The organism is Xanthomonas sp. SI (assembly GCF_014236855.1).
GTDB lineage: Bacteria > Pseudomonadota > Gammaproteobacteria > Xanthomonadales > Xanthomonadaceae > Xanthomonas_A.
The window spans coordinates 2,927,897-2,945,436 of the sequence record NZ_CP051261.1 but is presented as its reverse complement, the minus strand read 5'-3'; the positions used below and the strand labels follow the sequence as shown (position 1 = coordinate 2,945,436).

The window sequence follows — 17,540 nt, the reverse complement described above, 5'->3', positions numbered from 1 at the left end:
ATAAGTGGCACCGCCACCCAAAGTCGCAGCGCCAATATAGAGTCAAACTACCTGATTAGATGTGCATACTTGAAGCTATCTCATACCTGCAAGCGAGGCTACTTTGGAGGCGGCGGCAGTACGGTGATGAGTGCCATCCATGGAGCTATGGCCACTACAGTGGCGCGATAGGAATACTTTAAAGACTGGAACTTGAGCGAAAGTACCTTGGAGTTCCGCCAGCACTGACCCAGGATGTCGCTCTCAAATTCGCTCAATGTTCTCTTCGAGCACGCCGCTATGAAGTCCGACTCGCTCAGGCGGGCTATTCGAACGAAGTAGATTAGCGAGTCAGATCCACCGCGCATGTCCGGGAAGTATCCCCACCATAGATGCCAGAAGCTTACGGTGAGCGGGGCGAGGAAAAGCACCCCAATGACTGAGATCAGTAACGTTAGCTCATCCACCTTGGGCAGTCGGGTAGCAATCATGGCGAGCATGCCCAAGTTGATGCCAAGCCCAACCGAAAGTTTCGTATCTACGCGCGAGAAGAATCCAAGCACGAGCTGGAGTTGCTGCCATGCAGCGTTAACGCGGTCGCTTTGATTTGGCTGGTGGCAGCCAGTATTTTGAAGTTCTTGCACGCTGAGAGCTCTCTTTTTTTGCGGATGAGGCCTGCTTGCGCCGGATGGCTTTCCGAAGTCCGCATTCTTCAAGCGTGCCACAGCAGATATCACCTGCTGCAGCGCATTGGTCGAGGTAAGCCTTGTCCGCCACCACGCAGCGATGCTGTTCAAGAATGAATGTTGCCAAAGCTTCGGCATGGTCACTGCATGTATCTATTTCGCACTCTGGACTGGACCCACAGGGGCAGGGCAGCCGTTCGGCTAGCAGGGTTTTGCTGCGAAGTGAAACGCGCGCAACCAGCCGATTGGCCCGCCAGAGTTCCAGTCGATGTTTGTTGGGGCGCACATCCTCACGCACCAAAAAGTTACCCATACTGGCCGCAGCCTTGAACTCTGCACCCAGACGTTCTGCTGCTCGCTCGGCAATGGCTTGGTGCTTGGCAGCATCGCCATGAGCTCGACCGTTCTCTGCGCCGGGGAAGACCCCGCGGGCGTTCGCGCTGGCTTGATGGGTCAGGAACTGGTAAACCGTAGCCCACCACTGCCTAGCTGCAACTTCGTCGATGATGCGGCTAGGATTGCCGTCCCCCCAGCCTAGGCAGAAGCTTTGGTCATGGTTGATATGGCGATCAGGGCAGAATTTTGGCAGTAGGTGATGGTCGGGTGCTTCTCGCGCAAACACATGTTCCCCGGCGATTGTGAGGTGGAGCTTGAACGCACGCACTGTTCCGCCTGGGCGGGTGACTGAGATGTCAACCAGCCCGCCTGTTGCGCCAGGATACAGCGTGGCACCGTATTCGGTTGCCACGCTCTGCAGCAGTTCAAATGGCGACGCCATCAACGGGCGACGACGTGGGGGCGAATGGGTTGCGCAAGCGCCGGCGCGACCGCGGGAGCCACCTCAGCATAGTGCGCCGCCAAGGCTTCCTTGGCTACTCGGTCTCCAGAGGCCGCAAGCTCTTCTACGGCCGCAGCGTAGTCGAGGTTGGCCACCTTCCGCTCAGTGGTAAACACCCTACGAACTGCTTCGGTTCCGGCCTTGTAGGCCTTTTCGCCAATAGCGGTCTGCACGCCATCACAGCCCTTCTGTTCGGCCTCCGAAATCAAAACGGCTCGGCCAGTTGCGCAGCGCAAGAGGCTTCCCTTCATGCCCAGTCGGGAAATCGCAAGTGGACCCAGTTCGAAGCCAATGGCCAGACCCAACTCATCAGTTTCCGAGCCTTCCGAATTCAAGTGCTCAATAGCCGCGGAGAAGCTGCTCCGCAGCGCCCCCGCACATTGAACGGCGCTACTGACTGTCGCCTCCGAATCCGTCGCGTGTGCCGTTCCTTCCAATAGAACTCCGTGCAGGCAGTCACCGATGAAGCGAACGCGGCGCCCGCCGAAGTCGGAATGCACTACCGCGTCAAGCTCAGAGCGCAGGACATGCAAGGCGCGAACAAGATGCTCCGGGTCGTCTTCCAAGTGCCTATCCACGAAGTTGGTAAACCCATCAATGTCCGCATACATCGAGACACCATCGAAGCGCTTCGACTTTGCCGCGCTAAGCAGGCTGAATTCCAGATCTGAAAGCGGCGGGGTGGGTCGGCTGAACTCAAACTCACCAATGGGGATGTCCTTTTGCTCATCCTTCCAGAGCTCGATGATGCGCGCCTTGGAAACGCCCAGTGCGGCCCCCTCTACGCAGGCCGCAATCTGTTCCTCGGTGAGCGGGGTGCTGCGGTCTTTGTCTCCGCTCAGAGCCGGCAGTTCCAGCATGGCTCGGGCGCTGTGCGTGAGGTAGATGCCCTCCGTCGTGCCATACCCGGCGCACTTGGCGGCCTGGTTGGCCGGAGAGCCAAGGAAGAGCGGCTCACGACTCGCGCGGCGGCCGTTGTTGACGGCCAGCGCCATCCCGCTGTCAATACCGACGCGAACCTGGGCATTGGCGATGTGCTCATCCGCACTGCCGGTTTCGGCCAGCACGTCGATGGTGAGCTTGGCGATGGCGATGGCGCGCTCGATCCGGGCGCGCTCCTCGGCAGCGCCATAGGGCTTAGTCACCACCGCGTGGAGGCGCTGATTGTGAAAATCGACGCGGACCACCTCGCTCTCGAGGAGGATGCGATGCACGGCCCGGTAATGCTGATTCAGGAAGCGAAGAGCGCGCTTGTGGCAAATCTCGCCCTCGACGCTGGTGCAGTTGAGCATGTCCTGCAGATTGACGATGTCGATATAGACATGCGCGCCGTTAACCCGGTAGGCACGGCTGACGGGGATGTCATCCAGCGAGGTTTCCCGCTTGTAGTCGCGGATGTCCACCTGGCGAACCTCCTCGTAACGAGTTGCGAGGCGCTTCTTGGTGCGATCTTCGTTCCAGCTATGTCCCATCATGGTGCTCCCAGCGGCCAAGTTTAGACCAGGCCGGAGTGGGTCGCGTCGCCCTCAGCCTGTGTGCCAGTCGGAGTTCGGCTGGTTCCTTTTGCCGTATATTGCGACTCACTTCACGCTTTCAAGGGGCGTAGGAGACCTGGCACCCAAGGCCAGGGCAGCCCATTGAGGGGTGAAACTGCACCGCTCTCGACGGCTGAGACAGCGGTCGGCTTGCTGCGCGACAACGCCACGCGCGATGGTATGCGCAATTTCGCATAATGTATATTATGTTAAAATCGCCGTGCAGCTACGTTGCGTTGCTACCGTTCTTGCTGCTCTTGCCCCTGGCAACCCTAAAGTCGGCTCCATCTCGCCTTACAGGTGGATTGATCGCAGGATAAGGAATACACAGTGGCAAGCCCCGCCCCGGTCATCGACCAATGGATATCGCCGGCAGCTCTACCGAGGGTCGACAGCGCAGATAGTTACGCTGCTGATCGAGCGCTTGCTCCCAGCCATTGCCCACTCTGCGGATCACACGGCCCTCGGAACATGAGACGCCGGAAGCCTTGGCTTCAGCGGTACCAAGTGCAGGGATATCGAGAAGAACCGAAGATGGCCGAGGACGTCCCCAGGCGCGGGACATGCCGTCCTGCATCGCGAAGTCGACATGCTCGCAATATGCATGTACCCATGGCCGAGGATCGCTAGCAAGAAGCTTGCGACAATCGAGCTTCGGAACCGCAGTGACATTGCGATTCGGGTTCACACGCTCGATGCCACGGCCAGCGGCTGAGCGCGTCTGCGCAGACAAAGCGGACGCCGAAAGCAACAAGAACAGCCCTAAGACACGAACATCCATGCTCACCCCCCGTGGCAGAGATGATATGTGAGGAGTGAAGCGCACGCTTAGACAGATGCAACGCCCGATGTCAGGCGGCATGTACGGCCATCGTTCGCGCCAGCACCGCAAGCAGCGCCAGATGCCCCACGTAGTAGAAATAGAACGCCCAGCGCGTCCGGGGAATGGGGAAATTGCGGTTCACCAGCAGCGCCATCAATGGCAATGCCAGCAAGGCCCAGCCGTTGCCGTTCCACCAGCACAGCGGTCCGAACGCCACGACGAGTATGGCGATGCGCGCATAGCGGTGTTCGACCACGTAGCGGACGCCGTGCCGCATGGCTTCCTGGCGTGGCGCCTGCGGCACCGCGCGCAAACGGAACACCCACCAGGCTGCCAGCACCAGAATCAGTCCGGCCCAGTTGTAGTCCACCAGCGGCGGCGCCGCCAGGACGCACATGCCGAGCAAGGTCCACTGCCGTTGCTGGATACTCCAGATCGCCGCCGCCGCCAGGGCGAAGCTCAGCAGCACGTTGAACGGCACCCAGTAGCCGAACGCCAGTCCACACGCCGGCTGGGCCAGGATTCCCCACAGCAGCAGCCTGCGCACGGACTTGAGCACGTCGGCGCCAGGCTGGGCCAGGTTGTAGGCCATGACCAGGGCGAACAACGGGAACGCGACACGGCCGAGTTCGGACACGACCGGGAGGTAGCCGTCGTCGAGCACCTTCGCCACGTGATCGCCGGTCATCAGCAGCAAGGCGATCCATTTCAACAGTTCCCGGGCACCGCTGGTCATCGTGTCGTTCAGAACGCCGCTCCTGGCGGCCAGGTGTCCGCCCTGCCCCTACCTTGCGCCATCGCCTGTGATGGGCGATGCGGTGCGTAGGGCGGTGATCCGGCGAGCAGCAGGCGCGCATGCTGTCGAGGCCATGGACGGTAGACGGTTCCGTGCAATGCAGCAATACGGGCCATCGCTTTTCGCAGCGCGGCGCGCCAGCGCGGATCGCGCCCGCATGCGGCGCAGGTCAGAGCGGCTGTTGTGCCATCGGCAGCGGCGCCGATGCCGGGCGCGCCATGTGCAGGCAGCGGTCGGCCACGGCCGACAGGCTGGTCCGGTGCGACACGACGACCAGCGCGGTGCGCGGCAGGCGTTGCCGCAGCGTCGACAGCACATGCTTCTCCGAGACCGCGTCGAGTGCGCTGGTGGCTTCGTCGAGCAAGGCGATCCGCGGCTGCCTGAGGATCACCTGTGCCAGCAGCAAGCGCTGCAGTTCGCCGCCGGAGAGTTTGGCGGCGGCGCTGTTCAAGGTAGTGTCCAGGCCCTGCGCGCCAGCCTGCAGGCGTGCGGCCAGGCTGACGTCGCGCAGCGCCTGCCACATCGCCGCTTCGCTGGCGCCCGGCTCGGCCCAGGCGAGGCAGTCGCGTACCGTGTGCTGCCACGGTCGCACGCTCTGACCGACATAGGCGCCATGCCGGACCAGGGCGCGGTACGCCGCGAAATCCAGCGTTTGCCCATCGCATTGCGCGGCGAACTCGCGCGGTTCGACCATGCCGGCGAGCACGTCCATCAGGCTGCTCTTGCCGGCACCGGAGTGTCCGCAGATCAAGGTCATGCTGCCGGGCGCCAGGATCAGTTCGCCGATCGCGACCGCGGCCAGCGGCGGCGCCAGGCCGATCCGGTGGATCCGCAGCGGGCCATGCATGGGCGCGGCCGCGCGCGGCGTTGCCGGCACCGCCCTCGCCGTCCCCAGGCCCACATAGTGTTGCCATAGCTCCAGCGCCGGTGCTGCCGATCGCAGTTGCTGGAAGCTCTGCCGGGTCGAGACCAGATATGGCAGCAACCGCCCCAACAATAGGCCTACGGTGATCAGCGCGCCGCGGTCGATGCCGTGCCAGAGGCCGGCCAGCAGCATGATCGCGGCGATGGCGGCGACGGCGCTGAGTTCGAGCAGCAGTCGGCCCGAGGCGACCAGTGCCTGTTGCCGCCAGTAGCCATGGCTGAGCCGGCTGGAGATCGCGTCGTAACCGCTTTTCTCCAGGTCTTCGCGTTCGAACGAACGCACGTGGCGCAGGCGCCGCGGGAAATCCTCGCTGAGCCAGAACAGCCGGGTCATGTCGACGACGTACTGGCGGCTGACCCGGGCCTGTTCGTGGCCGGAGATGCGGAACGCGAGCACGGCCAGGCCCAGCAGCGGCGGCAGCGCCAACACCAGGATGGGCGACACCAGAAAGGCGATGCCCAGGCTGACGCCGGCGGTGATAGCGGCTACCAGCAACTGCAGCAAGGCGCTGAAGCCCTGGACGATGATCTCGATGTTGTAGGTGAGGACGTTGGCGATTTCCGCCGAGCTGGCGTCGACCAGCGCCGGCAGCGGCGCGTCGAGCAGGCGCGCGTGCACCATGCGGCGCAGGCGCACCGCATGGCCGCTGGCCAGGTCAGCGGCCAGCCGTGCGCCGGTCCAACGCAGCAGGGCGAAACCGGCGCTGGCGACGACGAAGATTGCCGCCTGGGCCAGGATCCCGTCGGGCAATGCGAGCACGTGGCCGCCGAGGGTCAGTGCATGCCCGGGTTGCACCAGCGGCACCAGGGCGACCGTGGCCACGGCGCCGGCCAGCGCGCAGACCAACGACAGCACGACGTAGAGACAGATGCGCATCCGCTCGCCACGATCCAGGGTGGCGATGAAGGTGCGCAGCAGCGGCGGCGCTTGGTCGGGCGCGGTGGTGCGTGCGGTCATCGGTGACAGCCCGGGGACGTAGCCCGTTCGCCGATCAGCACGGCGCGCTGCGACGCGCCGGGCACGGAAGCAAGCTCCGCGCCTCTCATGCGATCCGAAAGGTAGCGTGCAGGAGGCTTGCCCACCGCCTTGCGGCACCGCGACGTCTCCGTTCTCATGGCCGGCATACGCTCGTCGTCGCCGCACTCATCGCAGCAACTGCAGCACGGCGTCGACCGAAGCATCCGGATGCGTGCCGCGTTGCAGCTCGTACACGCCCAGCCTTTGCAGCTGGCGTGCGAACAGCGACCATCCCGGTTGCGCGGCGGCGTACGGCTGGTCGGCGGTCAGGCGTTCGAGCACCTCGTGTTCGGCGATGGGCCGCAACAGCTGCTGCGGATCCGCGGCAACCGTGCTGGAGACGAACACCGCACCGGCAAGCTGCAACGGCGCGGGCGCCAGGCATGCGCGACCATTGCGGATATCGACTTCGTGCTTGACCGCGCCGCTGCGGCGCCGGATCGTCGGCGCGGCTGCGATCCAGGCGCGGGTCTGCTCGTCGACCAGCCGCAGCAGATCCGGCCGCAGGTGCAGGAAGTTGCCGATGCCGGTGGCGAGCATGCGCTGCGGCTCGACGAACAACGCGTCCTCGGCTAGGAACTCCAGCCCGCGCAGCATGCTGTGCAGGGCCAGCGTGGACTTGCCCGCACCGCTGGCGCCGAGCAGCAACACACCGCGCCCGCCAGCGCCGACACAGGCGCCGTGCAGCGGCACCAGGCGCATCGCGCGCGCCGCCAGCACGAACACCGCGAACTCGATCAGTTCGTAGCGCACATGGTAGGGATGGGCGAGCATGTCTTGCGACACCACCAGCAGCGCCCTGCCCTGGTCCGGCATCAGCACCATGTAGTTGTCGGCGTCGATGACCCCGCACAGCGCGCCCGCGCCGGAATGGGTCTGCACCGGCGGCGGCTGCAGCGCGAACACATAGGGTGCGTCGTGGCGCGCGACCAGGTTCAGCTCGATATGGAAGTCGGCTGCCTCCGGCAGCTGGTGCGGCGGTACGCCGCCGAACGCCGCTTCGACCAACTGCAGCAAGGCCTCGCTATTGCTTTCGAAGCGGAAGCGGCCACCCAGCAGTTGCTTGCTGAGGACGTGGTCGCGCCGCAGCCGGTCGTGAAACGGATCGGCGGCAACCCCAGCCTGGGTTGCGGCAGTGCCGGCCACAGGCTCCCAGCGTTGCGTGCGCACGGTCGAGAGCTGCATCGGGGATGGGTCCGTGGGGTCGATGCGCGTGAGTGCGTGCAGCGGCAGCAAAGGTTGCGCGGGTCGCGCGCCGACGTGCCTGCACAGCGCGCACAACCAAAGACGCCGCCAGCGGCACTTACGGCACGGCCACCTGTGCGCGGCCACTGCTGCATGCGCCGCGGCATCTGTCGCCGGCGCCGAACGAGACCCTTCCGCCGATGCCAAAGATCCAGGTCAGCCACTCCTATTTCCTGCGCTACGATCCCAAGCAATGGGAGCGCGGCAAGCCGTATCCGCCGCTGGCCACGCTGCAGGTGGCCACGCTGCTGCGCCGGCATGGGCACGAGGTGACGCTGTTCGACGCGATGCTGGCCGACGGCGTGGAGGACTACCAGGGCTCGCTGCGCGCCGCGCAGCCGGACCTGGTGGTGTTCTACGAGGACAACTTCAATTTCCTGACCAAGATGTGCCTTAGCCGGATGCGCGAGGCCGCCTGCCGGATGATCGCCGAGGCGCGTGCCGGTGGTAGCCGGGTGATCGTGGCCGGCTCCGACGCGTCGGACCATCCCGAAGCGTTCCTGGCCGCCGGCGCGCACGCGGTGCTGATCGGCGAAGGCATCGCGCCGCTGCTGGAACTGGTCGAGCGGCTGCAGCAAACGCCCGACATCGATGCCGCGGCCTGGGTGGCGGACGTGGCCGATGTCGCCACCGCCGCGCTGCCGCAGCTCAAGCGTGCGCAGATCGGCGCGCGGCCACCGGATCCGCGCCTGTCCGGCCTGGCCGCCTGGGACCTGGTCGATATCGAACGCTACCGGCGCCTGTGGCTGCAGCGGCATGGCTACTTCAGCCTGAACATGGCCGCCTCGCGCGGTTGCCCGTTCCGCTGCAACTGGTGCGCCAAGCCGATCTGGGGCAACCACTACAAGCGCCGCAGCGCGCCGGAAGTGGCCGCGGAAATGATCCACCTCAAGCGCGCCTTCGCCCCCGACCATATCTGGATGGCCGACGACATCTTCGGCTTCCACATCGAATGGGTGGAAGAATTCGCCGCGGTGCTGGCCGCGGCCGATGGCTCGATTCCGTTCACCATCCAGACCCGCGCCGATCTCGGCAGCGAACGCATGGCCGCCGCGCTGGCCCGCGCCGGCTGCGCCGAGGCGTGGATCGGCGCGGAAAGCGGCAGCCAGCGCATCCTCGACAAGATGACCAAGGGCACCGCGGTGGAGGACGTGATCGCCGCGCGCCAGCGTCTGGGCGCGCACGGCATCCGCGTCGGTTTCTTCCTGCAGCTCGGCTACCTGGACGAGCAACTGGACGACATCCTGGCCACCCGTGCGCTGGTGGCGACGGCGCGCCCGGACGACATCGGCGTCAGCGTGTCGTATCCGCTGCCCGGCACCAAGTTCTACCAGCAGGTGAAGAACCAGCTCGGCCGCAAGACCCATTGGCAGGACAGCGACGATCTGGCGATGATGTTCCATGGCGCCTACGACTCGGAGTTCTACCGGCGGGTGCGCGATCTGCTGCACCGGCAGGTGGACCTGCAGCGCACCGAAGCCACGCGGCCGCCGCAGGACTATGCGCAGGACTGGGCGGCACTGGATGCACAGTGGGACGCATTGATCGCCAGCGAAGGCCAGCACCGGACCGACGCCGCCCTGCCGGCCGCAGCCATCGCCTCCGACCGCCGCATCCCGCTGGCGCAACGCCAATGAGCGCGCACGCGCCGCCGCAAGCGCATGCGCCCTCCTCCGCCGATCCCTTCATCGATTCATTTGCCGAGCGCGCGACGCAGCCTGCGTTGAAGCAGGTCGGCCGCGGCTTGCGGCTGGCGACCGAAACCCTGGCGCACGAGCTGGCGCGGCCGGGCAACCCGATGCCGCAGTGGAACCGGCTGCAATGGCAGCTGGCCGCGGCGGCGACCGCCGCGCACGGCATCGGGCCGTTGCTGAGCCGGCTGTCGGTGTGGCCTGATCGCGACTGGAGCGCGTTCCTGGCCGAGCAGCGCGAGCACGTCGCCCACCGCTACCGGCGCATCGCCGCGCTGCTGGAGCGGATCGATACGCTGGCGCAGGCCGCCGGCGTGGCGATCGTGCCGCTGAAGGGCGCGGCCTTGCACGCACAAGGCCTGTACCTGCCTGGCGACCGGCCGATGGCCGACATCGACCTGCTGGTACGCGCCGAAGATGCGGCGCAGGTGGGTGCGTTGCTGGAAGAGCTCGGCTATGTGGCCGAGTTCGCGCAGTGGAAGCACCAGACCTTCCGCCCGGCGCAGGCGCAACCCGTCGCCAGCCTGGGCGAGCATCGCGACACGCCGATCAACATCGAGCTGCACCTGCGCATCCAGGAGCGGTTGCCGCTGGCCACGGTCGATATCAGCGAGCGCATCTTCCCGCGCGACAGCCGCCCGGGGCTGAACCCCTACCCGTCCAATGGCGCGCTGATGAGCCATCTGCTGCTGCACGCGGCCGGCGGCATCTGCAGCCGCAGCCTGCGCTTGATGCATCTGCACGATATCTCGCTGCTGGCCACGCGGATGAGCGGCAAGGACTGGCGGGTGCTGTGCGATGACGCCGATGGCGCGCCGTGGTGGGCGCTGCCGCCGTTGCAGCTGGTGCTGCGCTATTACCGCACGGCGATTCCGAAGCCGGTGCTGGCGCAGTTGCGCGCGCAGTGCCCGCCGCTGCTGCGGCTGGTCTCGCGGCGGCTGGATTTGACCCGCGTCTCGTGCTCGCAGCTGTGGCTGCCGGCGCTGCCCGGGATCGAATGGGCGCGCTCGCCCGGCGAGGTGCTGCGCTATCTGCGGCAGCGGCTGCAGCCTTCGCAGGAAAGCAAGCAGGAGCGCGCCGACATGATCCGCACCCAGCTGTGGCTGCAGGGCCAATCCTGGGTCGCCCTGCCGCAGCGGCGGCGCGTGCTGCTGCGCCTGCTGCGGCCGGTACCGCGCATGGATACGCTGTATGCGGTGCGCAGTGCCTTGCAGGGGTATGCGGCGCCGCGTTGAGTTATGTAGCTCTCTGTAGGAGCGGCTTCAGCCGCGATAGGCATTGCCGGAAGAGCTGTCGCGGCTGAAGCCGCTCCTACAGGGAAAACGTATGTTCACGCGCGCGCCGGGCACAGCCGGCGGTAGATCGCACCGAAGCTGCGCACGGTGTGTTCGGCGTCTTCGCGCACCGCGCGGCATTGCGCGGACCAGGCCAGGCGCAGGCGCAGTTCGTCGTCGGCCAGGACCTGGCGCAAGGCTTCGGCCAGGCCCGCCCAGTCGCCGGTCGGCACCGCCAGCGCAGCCGACGGCGCCCATTCCAGCAGGTGCCCTACCCCGGTGCCGACGGTGGGCACGCCGGCCACCGCCGCTTCCAGCAGTACCATCGGCCCGGCTTCGTGCAGCGACGACAGCACCAGCAGATCGGCGGCCTCCACCAGCGGGCGCAGCTCGCGCTGGGTCTTGAAACCGAGGAAGCGCACTTGCTGCGCCAGCCCGAGCTGCGCGACCAGGCGCTGCATCTCGCCGTCGAGCGTGTCCACGCCGACGATGTCGATGCGGAACGCGACCCCGGCCCGCGCCAGCGCCGCCAGTGCGCGCAGCAGCGTCGGCTGGTCCTTGACCCGGTTGAGGCTGGCCACGTGCAGCAGCTGCGCGGTGCCGCCATCGCGGCGGCGCGGCTCGCGCTGCGGCCAGGCGCGCAGGTCCACGCCCAGCGGCACGCGTTCGGCGGCGATGCCAAGCGCCTGCAGGGCATCGACGATCGGCGCGCTGGCCGCGGTGACCGCGTCCGCCAGCCGCAGCACCAGCGCCTCGCGCAGCCGGCCCTGCCATTTGCGCCGTCCGCCGTAGCCGATGGAATGCAGCGCGACCAGTTCGCCGCCGGCGATGTGCACCAGGCTCGGCCGCCGCAGCAAGCGCGCGGCGGCCACCGCGACCAGGCTGCAGTGGCCGGAGAAGATCGATTGCACCAGGTCGAACGGCGCCAGGCGATGCTCGGCGCGGATCGCGGCGAGCGCACGCAGACGGGTGCGGCCATCTCCGATGTTGTGGATGCGCGCGCCGAGCAACTCCCAGCATGCCGGCGCGGGCTCCTGGTGCAGCACGAACACATGCAGCTCGTGGCTGCGCGCCAGGCGTTCGATCAGGGTCAGCAGCACCGGGATCACCCGGTACTCGCCGCTGCGGTCCACCCCGCCGGGCACCACCAGTGCCAGCTTCATGCCTCGCTCCGCGCGGCTTGCTCCAGCAGTTGCGCATAGGCGCGCGACCAACGCCGGCCCACCGCCGCGAACGACAGCTGCGCATCGAAATGCGCGCGGATCTGCTCTGGCGTCGGCCGTTCGGCGGCGGCATGCACCAGCGCCTCGGCGAGCAGGCCGGCATCGCCGCACGGCCACAGTTCGCCGACGCGGCCGCAATCGGTGAGCGCGCGGAACGACGGGATGTCGGTCAGCACCGGCAGCGTGCCGCAGGCGAAGGCTTCCAGCGCCGCGTAGCCGCAGCTTTCGGCCAGGCTGCCCGACACGAACAGATCCGCCGCGCGCATCAGCGTCTGCACCTGCGCATGGTCGACCTTGCCCAGCAGATGTACGCGCCCGCGCAGACGCGGATCCTGCTGCACGCGTTGCTGGACCACCTCCAGCAACGGCGCGCTGCCGTACGCGCAGAACAGCTGCAGTCCGGGCAACCGCGCGGCGGCGCGGGCCACGCCTTCGAGCACGGTCAACGGATCCTTGCCGGCGCTCAGGTGTCCGACCCACAGCACGCAGGGCGCGCCATGCAGGCCGCTCTCGCGCCGCGCCTGGTCACGATCGCCGGGGGTGAAGCGGCAGCTGGATTCCGGAATCGCAAACAGCCGGGTGGACGGTGCGAACAGCCCGGCATGCACGAACGAGCGCGCCAGATCGAGCGAGGTGAAGGCGATGCCCGCCGCGGCCGCGTACCACTGCCGCCACTGCGAGCGGCGCCACCAGCGCGGCGGGCGATTGGCATGGTCCTGCAGCAGGATCGGCACCTGCGGCAACTGCCGCGCCATCGCGCAGGCCTCGCGCGCGAACTCCAGGCCGTGCACGTGGACCACGTCGGCGCCGATCGCGTGCACGATGCCGGCGATGCGCCGCGCACGGCTGCTGGTGCCGGCATCGCCCGGATCGGTGAAGTGATATTCCACGCCGTTGCGCAGCAACTGCTCCGATGCGTCGGCGGCCTGGATCACCGACACCCGGGTGCCGGCACTGGCCACCGCTTCGGAGATGTCGGCCAGCGACGGCCAGTGCGCGAACACCTGCGCCGGCGCCAGTCCCGGCGGCGTGCGGACGAAATTGATCTGGACGACGTGCATGGGGTTTCCGCGGGGAGGCGACACGCCTAGATGCCCGAGACCTGCGGCCGGCGCAGGCGCACCAGCCAATTGGCCAGGTTCAGTTCCCACGGCCGGTCGTAGCGCCGGTAGCGGTAGCGCCACGCCGCCATCGCGCTCAGGCCGCGCTTGGCCCAGCGCGGCGAGCGCAGGTCCTGCGCTGTGGGATAGCGGCAACCGAGCACGGTGACGAAGTCGCGGATGCGCTGGCGCAGCGCGTCGTCGAGCCAGGGCGCGTCGGCATGGCAGGCGTAGTCCACCCATTGCGGCTGGGTCCACTCCTCCGGGGTGCGCGGGAACTCCACCGGCGCGCCGTGCAGGTCGCGCAGCGGCATCGATGCGCGCTTGCCGCGGTCCTTCTCGTGGCGGCTGGCTTCCGGCAGCGGCGTGTACACGTAGACGATGATTTCCGACTGCGGATTGATCTGCTTGAGCTCGCGAATGAACTCGAAGGTCTGCTCGGTCTCGTGCACGGTGTCCTGCGGCGGCGCGACCATGAACGACAGCTCCGGGATCACCCCGTTGCGCCGGCACAGCTCGGCCACCTCCAGGGTCTGGTCCGGGCGCGTGCCCTTGCGGATTTCCTTGAGCATCGCCCCGCTCGGCGATTCGGCGCCGATATAGGCCATGCGCAGCCGGCTCTTGCGCACCAGCTTCCAGGTGCTCTCGGACAGGTTGAGCAGCGCGTCGGCGCGCGCATAGCACCACCACGGCATCTCCAGCTTGGCCATGACCTCCAGCAGCGGGATCATCTCCGCCTCGCGGTCGAAGAAGTTGTGGTCGAAGAACTGGATAGAATCGGCGCCCAGTTCCTCTTTCAGGTAGCGCAGCTCGCGCTCCAGCCGCGCCGCGGTGGGCAGTGCGGTGGCGCCGCCGAACATCGCCGCCACGCCGCAGAAGGTGCAGCGGAAACGGCAGCCGAGCGCGGCCTGGTGCGAGGCGGTGCGGCGGCCGAGGAAGCTGCGGCCCAGGTACTGGCGCGGATCGCCGAGCTTCGCGTAAGGAAGCGCCGGCGCCGCCTCGCCGCGGCTGAAGCCGCGATTGCGGTTGTGCACGATCGCGCCGTCCTGCTTCCACGACAGTCCGTCGATCTGCGCCAGGCCGGGGCCCTCGCCGCGCAACGCCGCGACCAGTTCCGGCAGCGTGTCCTCGCCCTGCGCGCGGATCGCGTAGTCCACGTACGGCGCGCTCAGCGCGGTGTCGGTGTACAGGGTCGGGAAATAGCCGCCCCAGACGATCGGCATGGCCGGGAAGCGTTCGCGGATCGCCGTGGACAGCGCGATCGAGGGCGCGATCTGCGGCCCACCCATGACGCTGATGCCGACCGCGTCGTAGCGTTGTTCCTGCAACGCCTGCAGCGCGCTGTCGATGAAGCCGCGATCGACGTTGCCGTCGATGATGCGGCTGTCGCCGCTGCGGTCCAGCGCCGCGGCCAGGTTCAGCAGCGCCAGCGGGAAGCGGGCGTTGCCGCGCGAGGTGATGGTCGGATTGACCAGCAGCGTGTTCGGTGTGGAAGGCATGGGAGAAGACCGCAAGGCGAGGCTCACGGCAGGCGCCGCAGCCGGAACACCAGCGCCACCGGAACCTGCAGCGCGGCAGGATCGAAGTGCGCGCCGGCGGGAATGTCGGCAGGGTCGAGCATCGGTTCGCGTACCGCCTCGATCGCCAGCCCGAGCGCGGCGCAGGCCGCATGCCAGTGGCTGTAGAGGTGCTGGGTATGGCGCACGGCGTAGCGCTGGCCAGCGGCCTTGAAATCGCGCTTCCATCCCAGCGCGTGGCCGATCGGGTGCACGTCGCTGCACAGCACGCTGCCGCCCGGGCGGGTGGCGCGGTGCAGTTCGGCCAGCGCCGGCTGCAACTGCGGCAGATGCCCGACGGCCAGGGCGCAGATGCTCAGGTCGGCCTCGGCATCGGCTACCGGCAGCGCGTCCAGGCTGCCTTCGCGCAGCGTGTAGCGATTGCCGGCGCCGGCCGCATCCAGTTCGCGCGCGGCGCGACCGAGCATCTGCGGCGACAGGTCCACGCCAGTGGCGTGCGCGGCGTGGCGCTGCAGCGCATGCAACAGATAGCGTCCGCTGCCGCAGCCGGCATCGAGCACGCGCTGGCCGTGCAGCGCGGGCGGCAGCAGTGCCAGCATGGCGCGCTGCTCGGCCTGCATCACCGGGTTGTGGGCATGCGCCGGATAGCTCGCCGCCCACAGCGCATAGGCCTCGAACGGGTCCAGGATCGGCACGGCGCTCATGCGCGGCGCGCCTGCAGAGCGGACGGCTCGGCCGCACGAAGCGCATCGCCCTGCAGCTCCAGCCCGGGTTCGAGCGCGAGCAGCGCGGGGTCGGCCAGCTCGGCGGCCAGCAGCTTCGGTACGCCGTCCAGCGTGACCGGCACCGCCGCCACGCCGGTGGCCTCGAACCAGTCGGCGAAATCGGGATCGGCGATGCGCGGGCGTCCATCGCGCACCACCGCACGCAGTTCGCTGCGCGCCAGCCCGACCAGGCTATGCGCCGGATCGCCGCCGCGGTCGCCGACGATGAGCAGATCCGCGGCGGTGCCAACCGCGAGACTGCCGCGTCCGGGCAGGCGCAGGATGCGCGCTGCGGCGGTGGTCGCCAGCGCCAGCGCTTGCCCTGCATCCACGCCGTTGGCGGCGGCCACCTGCAGTTCCTCGAGCAGGTCGCGCGCGCCGCTCAGGCGCGAATCGCTGCCCAGCGCCAGGCGCCCGCCCGCGTACAGCCGGCGTGGATCCAGCGTGCGCCCCAGCAGCGCCAGGTTGCTCGACGGGCACCACACCACGGCGGCGCCGCAGGCGAGCACGCGCTCGACGTCGGCCGCGCTCAGGCCCACGCCGTGGATCAGCACGCTGTTGGCGGCCAGGCAGCCGCGCCGGTCCAGTTCGGCCAGTTCGCCGGCGGCGACCGCATCGGTGCCCTCGGCCAGGTGGATCATCCACGGGCGGTCGGCGGCGGTCGCGGCGAAGCTCTGCGCCAGCGGCGGGCCGTAGTCGGGGCCGTGCAAAGCGTAGCTCCAGCCGAACTCGCGCAGCAGCACGACCGGGAAGTCCGCCGCGTCCAGCTCGGCATGCCACGGATCGTGGTGGGCGACGCAGGTGACGCCGGCGAGCAGGTTCTTCAGCGCGCCGTGGCGCAGGCGCAACGCTTTCGGCAGTTGCAGCGCGGCGACGACAGCGGGGTCGCGGAAATGCGCAGCGAATGCCTCGATCCACGCGTAGCTGTTGGCGAACGGCGCGGTCTGCGGCAGCGGCGGCACCGCGTTGACCTGCAGGTGCTCGTGCGCATTGATCAGCCCCGGAAACACCAGGTGCCCGTGCACCGCGATCCGGTACGCCGCGGTGGCCGGCGCGGCGGCGATGCGTGCGCCGCGCAACGCCAGCGAGGCGCGCACCGCGCCGGCCGGCGTGGCCAGGCGCGCGCCGTGCAGGCAGGTCTCGGCGGTGGCGGAAGGCGTGCGCATCGGTCAGCGCTTGCGCATCACGATCAGGAAGTGATCGCCCATGTCGCGCAGCAGCGGCCAGCCGCCGATGCGGTCGTCCAGCCGGCCCAGGCGCTCGCCCCAGCGCGGGTGGCGGCGGTAGTGGTCGACCAGGTACGGCGGCGGCAGGCACAGGCTGAGCGCGCGATAGGATTCCAGTTCGAAATGCGCGGAAAAGGCGCGATAGAACTCGCGCGGCAGGTAGTACCAGGTCCAGATCGTGTGCCCGTTCATGCCCACCGCGGTGACTCCGCGCGCGCCACGCACCGCGGCGCGGCGGAAGCGCCCGCGCAGCGCGTAATGGCCCACTTCCCACGGGCACAGGCGCCCGATCACCGAGAACACCAGGCGCCCGTCGCGGCGCAGCAGGCGCGCGCATTCGGTGGCCACCGCGGGCAGGTCCGGCGCGCAGTTCAGCGGGCCGAAGTTGGAATACATGCCGTCGAACTCGCCATCGAGGCGGTCCAGTTGCTGGATGCCGACGTGCGCCGCGCTGAGCCGCCCCTGCAGCGCCGGGTCCTGCGCACGCTGCCAGGTACGCTCCACCATCTGCGGCGACCAGTCGGTGGCCAGCACCCGGTAGCCGCGCTGCGCGAACTCGTGGGCATCCAGGCCGGTGCCGCAGCCCAGGTCGATCAGCCGCGCGCCGACCGGCAACTGCGCCGCCACCGTGTCCCACAGGGTGGTGCGCATGCGCTGGATCAGTTCGTTGTTGCCGCGCGGGCCGTCGTAGTCGGCGGCGACGCTATCGAAGGCGCGCTGGGTCTCCAGCAGCAGCGCCGGATCGATCGTCGCCGCGCGCGCAGCGGCGCCGGGCTTGCCATTCGCAGTCACATCCACTCTCCACTCGCCTGCCGTCGTCGTCGGGATTGCCGTGCCGTCCGCAAGCGCGGATCGCACGGTATGCCAGTGAGTGCGGGTGGCGGGCGGTTTGGTTGAATCG

At 68.1% G+C, this 17,540-nt stretch carries 14 protein-coding genes; 2 read left to right on the top strand and 12 right to left on the bottom strand.

The window, feature by feature from the left end:
* Window positions 1-98 precede the first annotated feature (98 nt).
* From HEP75_RS22165 to HEP75_RS12240, 6 genes are all read right to left on the bottom strand, one after another.
* The gene (locus tag HEP75_RS22165) at window positions 99-623 is read right to left on the bottom strand and encodes a Pycsar system effector family protein (RefSeq protein WP_221899260.1); all 525 of its coding nucleotides are present in this window, start codon (window positions 621-623) and stop codon (window positions 99-101) included.
* Window positions 568-1,443, bottom strand: coding sequence for an E2 domain-containing protein (locus tag HEP75_RS12260; RefSeq protein ID WP_185823718.1), 876 nt, complete (start codon window positions 1,441-1,443; stop codon window positions 568-570). Before HEP75_RS12260 ends, HEP75_RS22165 begins: the two co-directional genes overlap by 56 nt.
* Window positions 1,443-2,975, bottom strand: a complete 1,533-nt coding sequence (locus tag HEP75_RS12255; protein WP_185816381.1) for an adenylate/guanylate cyclase domain-containing protein — start codon at window positions 2,973-2,975, stop codon at window positions 1,443-1,445. Before HEP75_RS12255 ends, HEP75_RS12260 begins: the two co-directional genes overlap by 1 nt.
* A gap of 914 nt (window positions 2,976-3,889) precedes the next feature.
* Window positions 3,890-4,597: a TraX family protein gene (locus HEP75_RS12250; RefSeq protein WP_185823717.1), complete on the bottom strand. Its 708-nt coding sequence runs from the start codon at window positions 4,595-4,597 to the stop codon at window positions 3,890-3,892.
* A 229-nt stretch (window positions 4,598-4,826) separates the two neighbouring features.
* A complete protein-coding gene (locus tag HEP75_RS12245) occupies window positions 4,827-6,539 on the bottom strand; it encodes an ABC transporter ATP-binding protein (RefSeq protein ID WP_185823716.1) in 1,713 nt (570 codons plus the stop codon).
* 186 nt (window positions 6,540-6,725) lie between these two features.
* Window positions 6,726-7,784: a serine kinase gene (locus HEP75_RS12240; protein ID WP_185826585.1), complete on the bottom strand. Its 1,059-nt coding sequence runs from the start codon at window positions 7,782-7,784 to the stop codon at window positions 6,726-6,728.
* A 200-nt stretch (window positions 7,785-7,984) separates the two neighbouring features.
* Between HEP75_RS12240 and HEP75_RS12235 the strand changes: the two genes are divergently transcribed.
* A complete protein-coding gene (locus HEP75_RS12235; RefSeq protein WP_185823715.1) occupies window positions 7,985-9,481 on the top strand; it encodes a radical SAM protein in 1,497 nt (498 codons plus the stop codon).
* Complete coding sequence (locus HEP75_RS12230; RefSeq protein ID WP_255423841.1) at window positions 9,478-10,770, top strand: nucleotidyltransferase family protein; 1,293 nt, start codon at window positions 9,478-9,480, stop codon at window positions 10,768-10,770. Before HEP75_RS12235 ends, HEP75_RS12230 begins: the two co-directional genes overlap by 4 nt.
* 95 nt (window positions 10,771-10,865) lie before the next feature.
* Here HEP75_RS12230 and HEP75_RS12225 read toward each other — a convergent pair whose 3' ends face one another.
* Genes HEP75_RS12225 through HEP75_RS12200 form a run of 6 tightly spaced genes read right to left on the bottom strand, consistent with a single transcriptional unit; the run spans window position 10,866 to window position 17,431 of the window.
* The gene (locus tag HEP75_RS12225; protein ID WP_185823714.1) at window positions 10,866-11,972 is read right to left on the bottom strand and encodes a glycosyltransferase family 4 protein; all 1,107 of its coding nucleotides are present in this window, start codon (window positions 11,970-11,972) and stop codon (window positions 10,866-10,868) included.
* Window positions 11,969-13,093, bottom strand: a complete 1,125-nt coding sequence (locus HEP75_RS12220; RefSeq protein WP_185823713.1) for a glycosyltransferase family 4 protein — start codon at window positions 13,091-13,093, stop codon at window positions 11,969-11,971. Before HEP75_RS12220 ends, HEP75_RS12225 begins: the two co-directional genes overlap by 4 nt.
* 26 nt (window positions 13,094-13,119) lie before the next feature.
* On the bottom strand, window positions 13,120-14,631 hold the full coding sequence (locus HEP75_RS12215) for a radical SAM protein (protein WP_185820097.1): 1,512 nt from the start codon (window positions 14,629-14,631) through the stop codon (window positions 13,120-13,122).
* A gap of 23 nt (window positions 14,632-14,654) precedes the next feature.
* Window positions 14,655-15,353 (bottom strand): class I SAM-dependent methyltransferase, encoded by a 699-nt coding sequence (locus HEP75_RS12210; RefSeq protein ID WP_185823712.1) that lies wholly within the window; start codon window positions 15,351-15,353, stop codon window positions 14,655-14,657.
* The gene (locus tag HEP75_RS12205) at window positions 15,350-16,579 is read right to left on the bottom strand and encodes an amidohydrolase family protein (RefSeq protein WP_185823711.1); all 1,230 of its coding nucleotides are present in this window, start codon (window positions 16,577-16,579) and stop codon (window positions 15,350-15,352) included. The genes HEP75_RS12210 and HEP75_RS12205 overlap by 4 nt, the downstream gene beginning before the upstream one ends.
* Before the next feature lie 3 nt (window positions 16,580-16,582).
* Complete coding sequence (locus tag HEP75_RS12200; RefSeq protein ID WP_185823710.1) at window positions 16,583-17,431, bottom strand: class I SAM-dependent methyltransferase; 849 nt, start codon at window positions 17,429-17,431, stop codon at window positions 16,583-16,585.
* Window positions 17,432-17,540: the final 109 nt, after the last annotated feature.

Bases quoted from the DNA above. Each gene is read 5' to 3' on its own strand.
- HEP75_RS12260 (WP_185823718.1), bottom strand. From the start codon at position 1,443: ATGGCGTCGCCATTTGAACTGCTGCAGAGCGTGGCAACCGAATACGGT.
- HEP75_RS12230 (WP_255423841.1), top strand. From the start codon at position 9,478: ATGAGCGCGCACGCGCCGCCGCAAGCGCATGCGCCCTCCTCCGCCGAT.
- HEP75_RS12245 (WP_185823716.1), bottom strand. From the start codon at position 6,539: ATGACCGCACGCACCACCGCGCCCGACCAAGCGCCGCCGCTGCTGCGC.
- HEP75_RS12255 (WP_185816381.1), bottom strand. From the start codon at position 2,975: ATGGGACATAGCTGGAACGAAGATCGCACCAAGAAGCGCCTCGCAACT.
- HEP75_RS12225 (WP_185823714.1), bottom strand. From the start codon at position 11,972: ATGAAGCTGGCACTGGTGGTGCCCGGCGGGGTGGACCGCAGCGGCGAG.
- HEP75_RS12235 (WP_185823715.1), top strand. From the start codon at position 7,985: ATGCCAAAGATCCAGGTCAGCCACTCCTATTTCCTGCGCTACGATCCC.
- HEP75_RS12215 (WP_185820097.1), bottom strand. From the start codon at position 14,631: ATGCCTTCCACACCGAACACGCTGCTGGTCAATCCGACCATCACCTCG.
- HEP75_RS12205 (WP_185823711.1), bottom strand. From the start codon at position 16,579: ATGCGCACGCCTTCCGCCACCGCCGAGACCTGCCTGCACGGCGCGCGC.
- HEP75_RS12240 (WP_185826585.1), bottom strand. From the start codon at position 7,784: ATGCAGCTCTCGACCGTGCGCACGCAACGCTGGGAGCCTGTGGCCGGC.
- HEP75_RS12220 (WP_185823713.1), bottom strand. From the start codon at position 13,093: ATGCACGTCGTCCAGATCAATTTCGTCCGCACGCCGCCGGGACTGGCG.
- HEP75_RS12250 (WP_185823717.1), bottom strand. From the start codon at position 4,597: ATGACCAGCGGTGCCCGGGAACTGTTGAAATGGATCGCCTTGCTGCTG.
- HEP75_RS12210 (WP_185823712.1), bottom strand. From the start codon at position 15,353: ATGAGCGCCGTGCCGATCCTGGACCCGTTCGAGGCCTATGCGCTGTGG.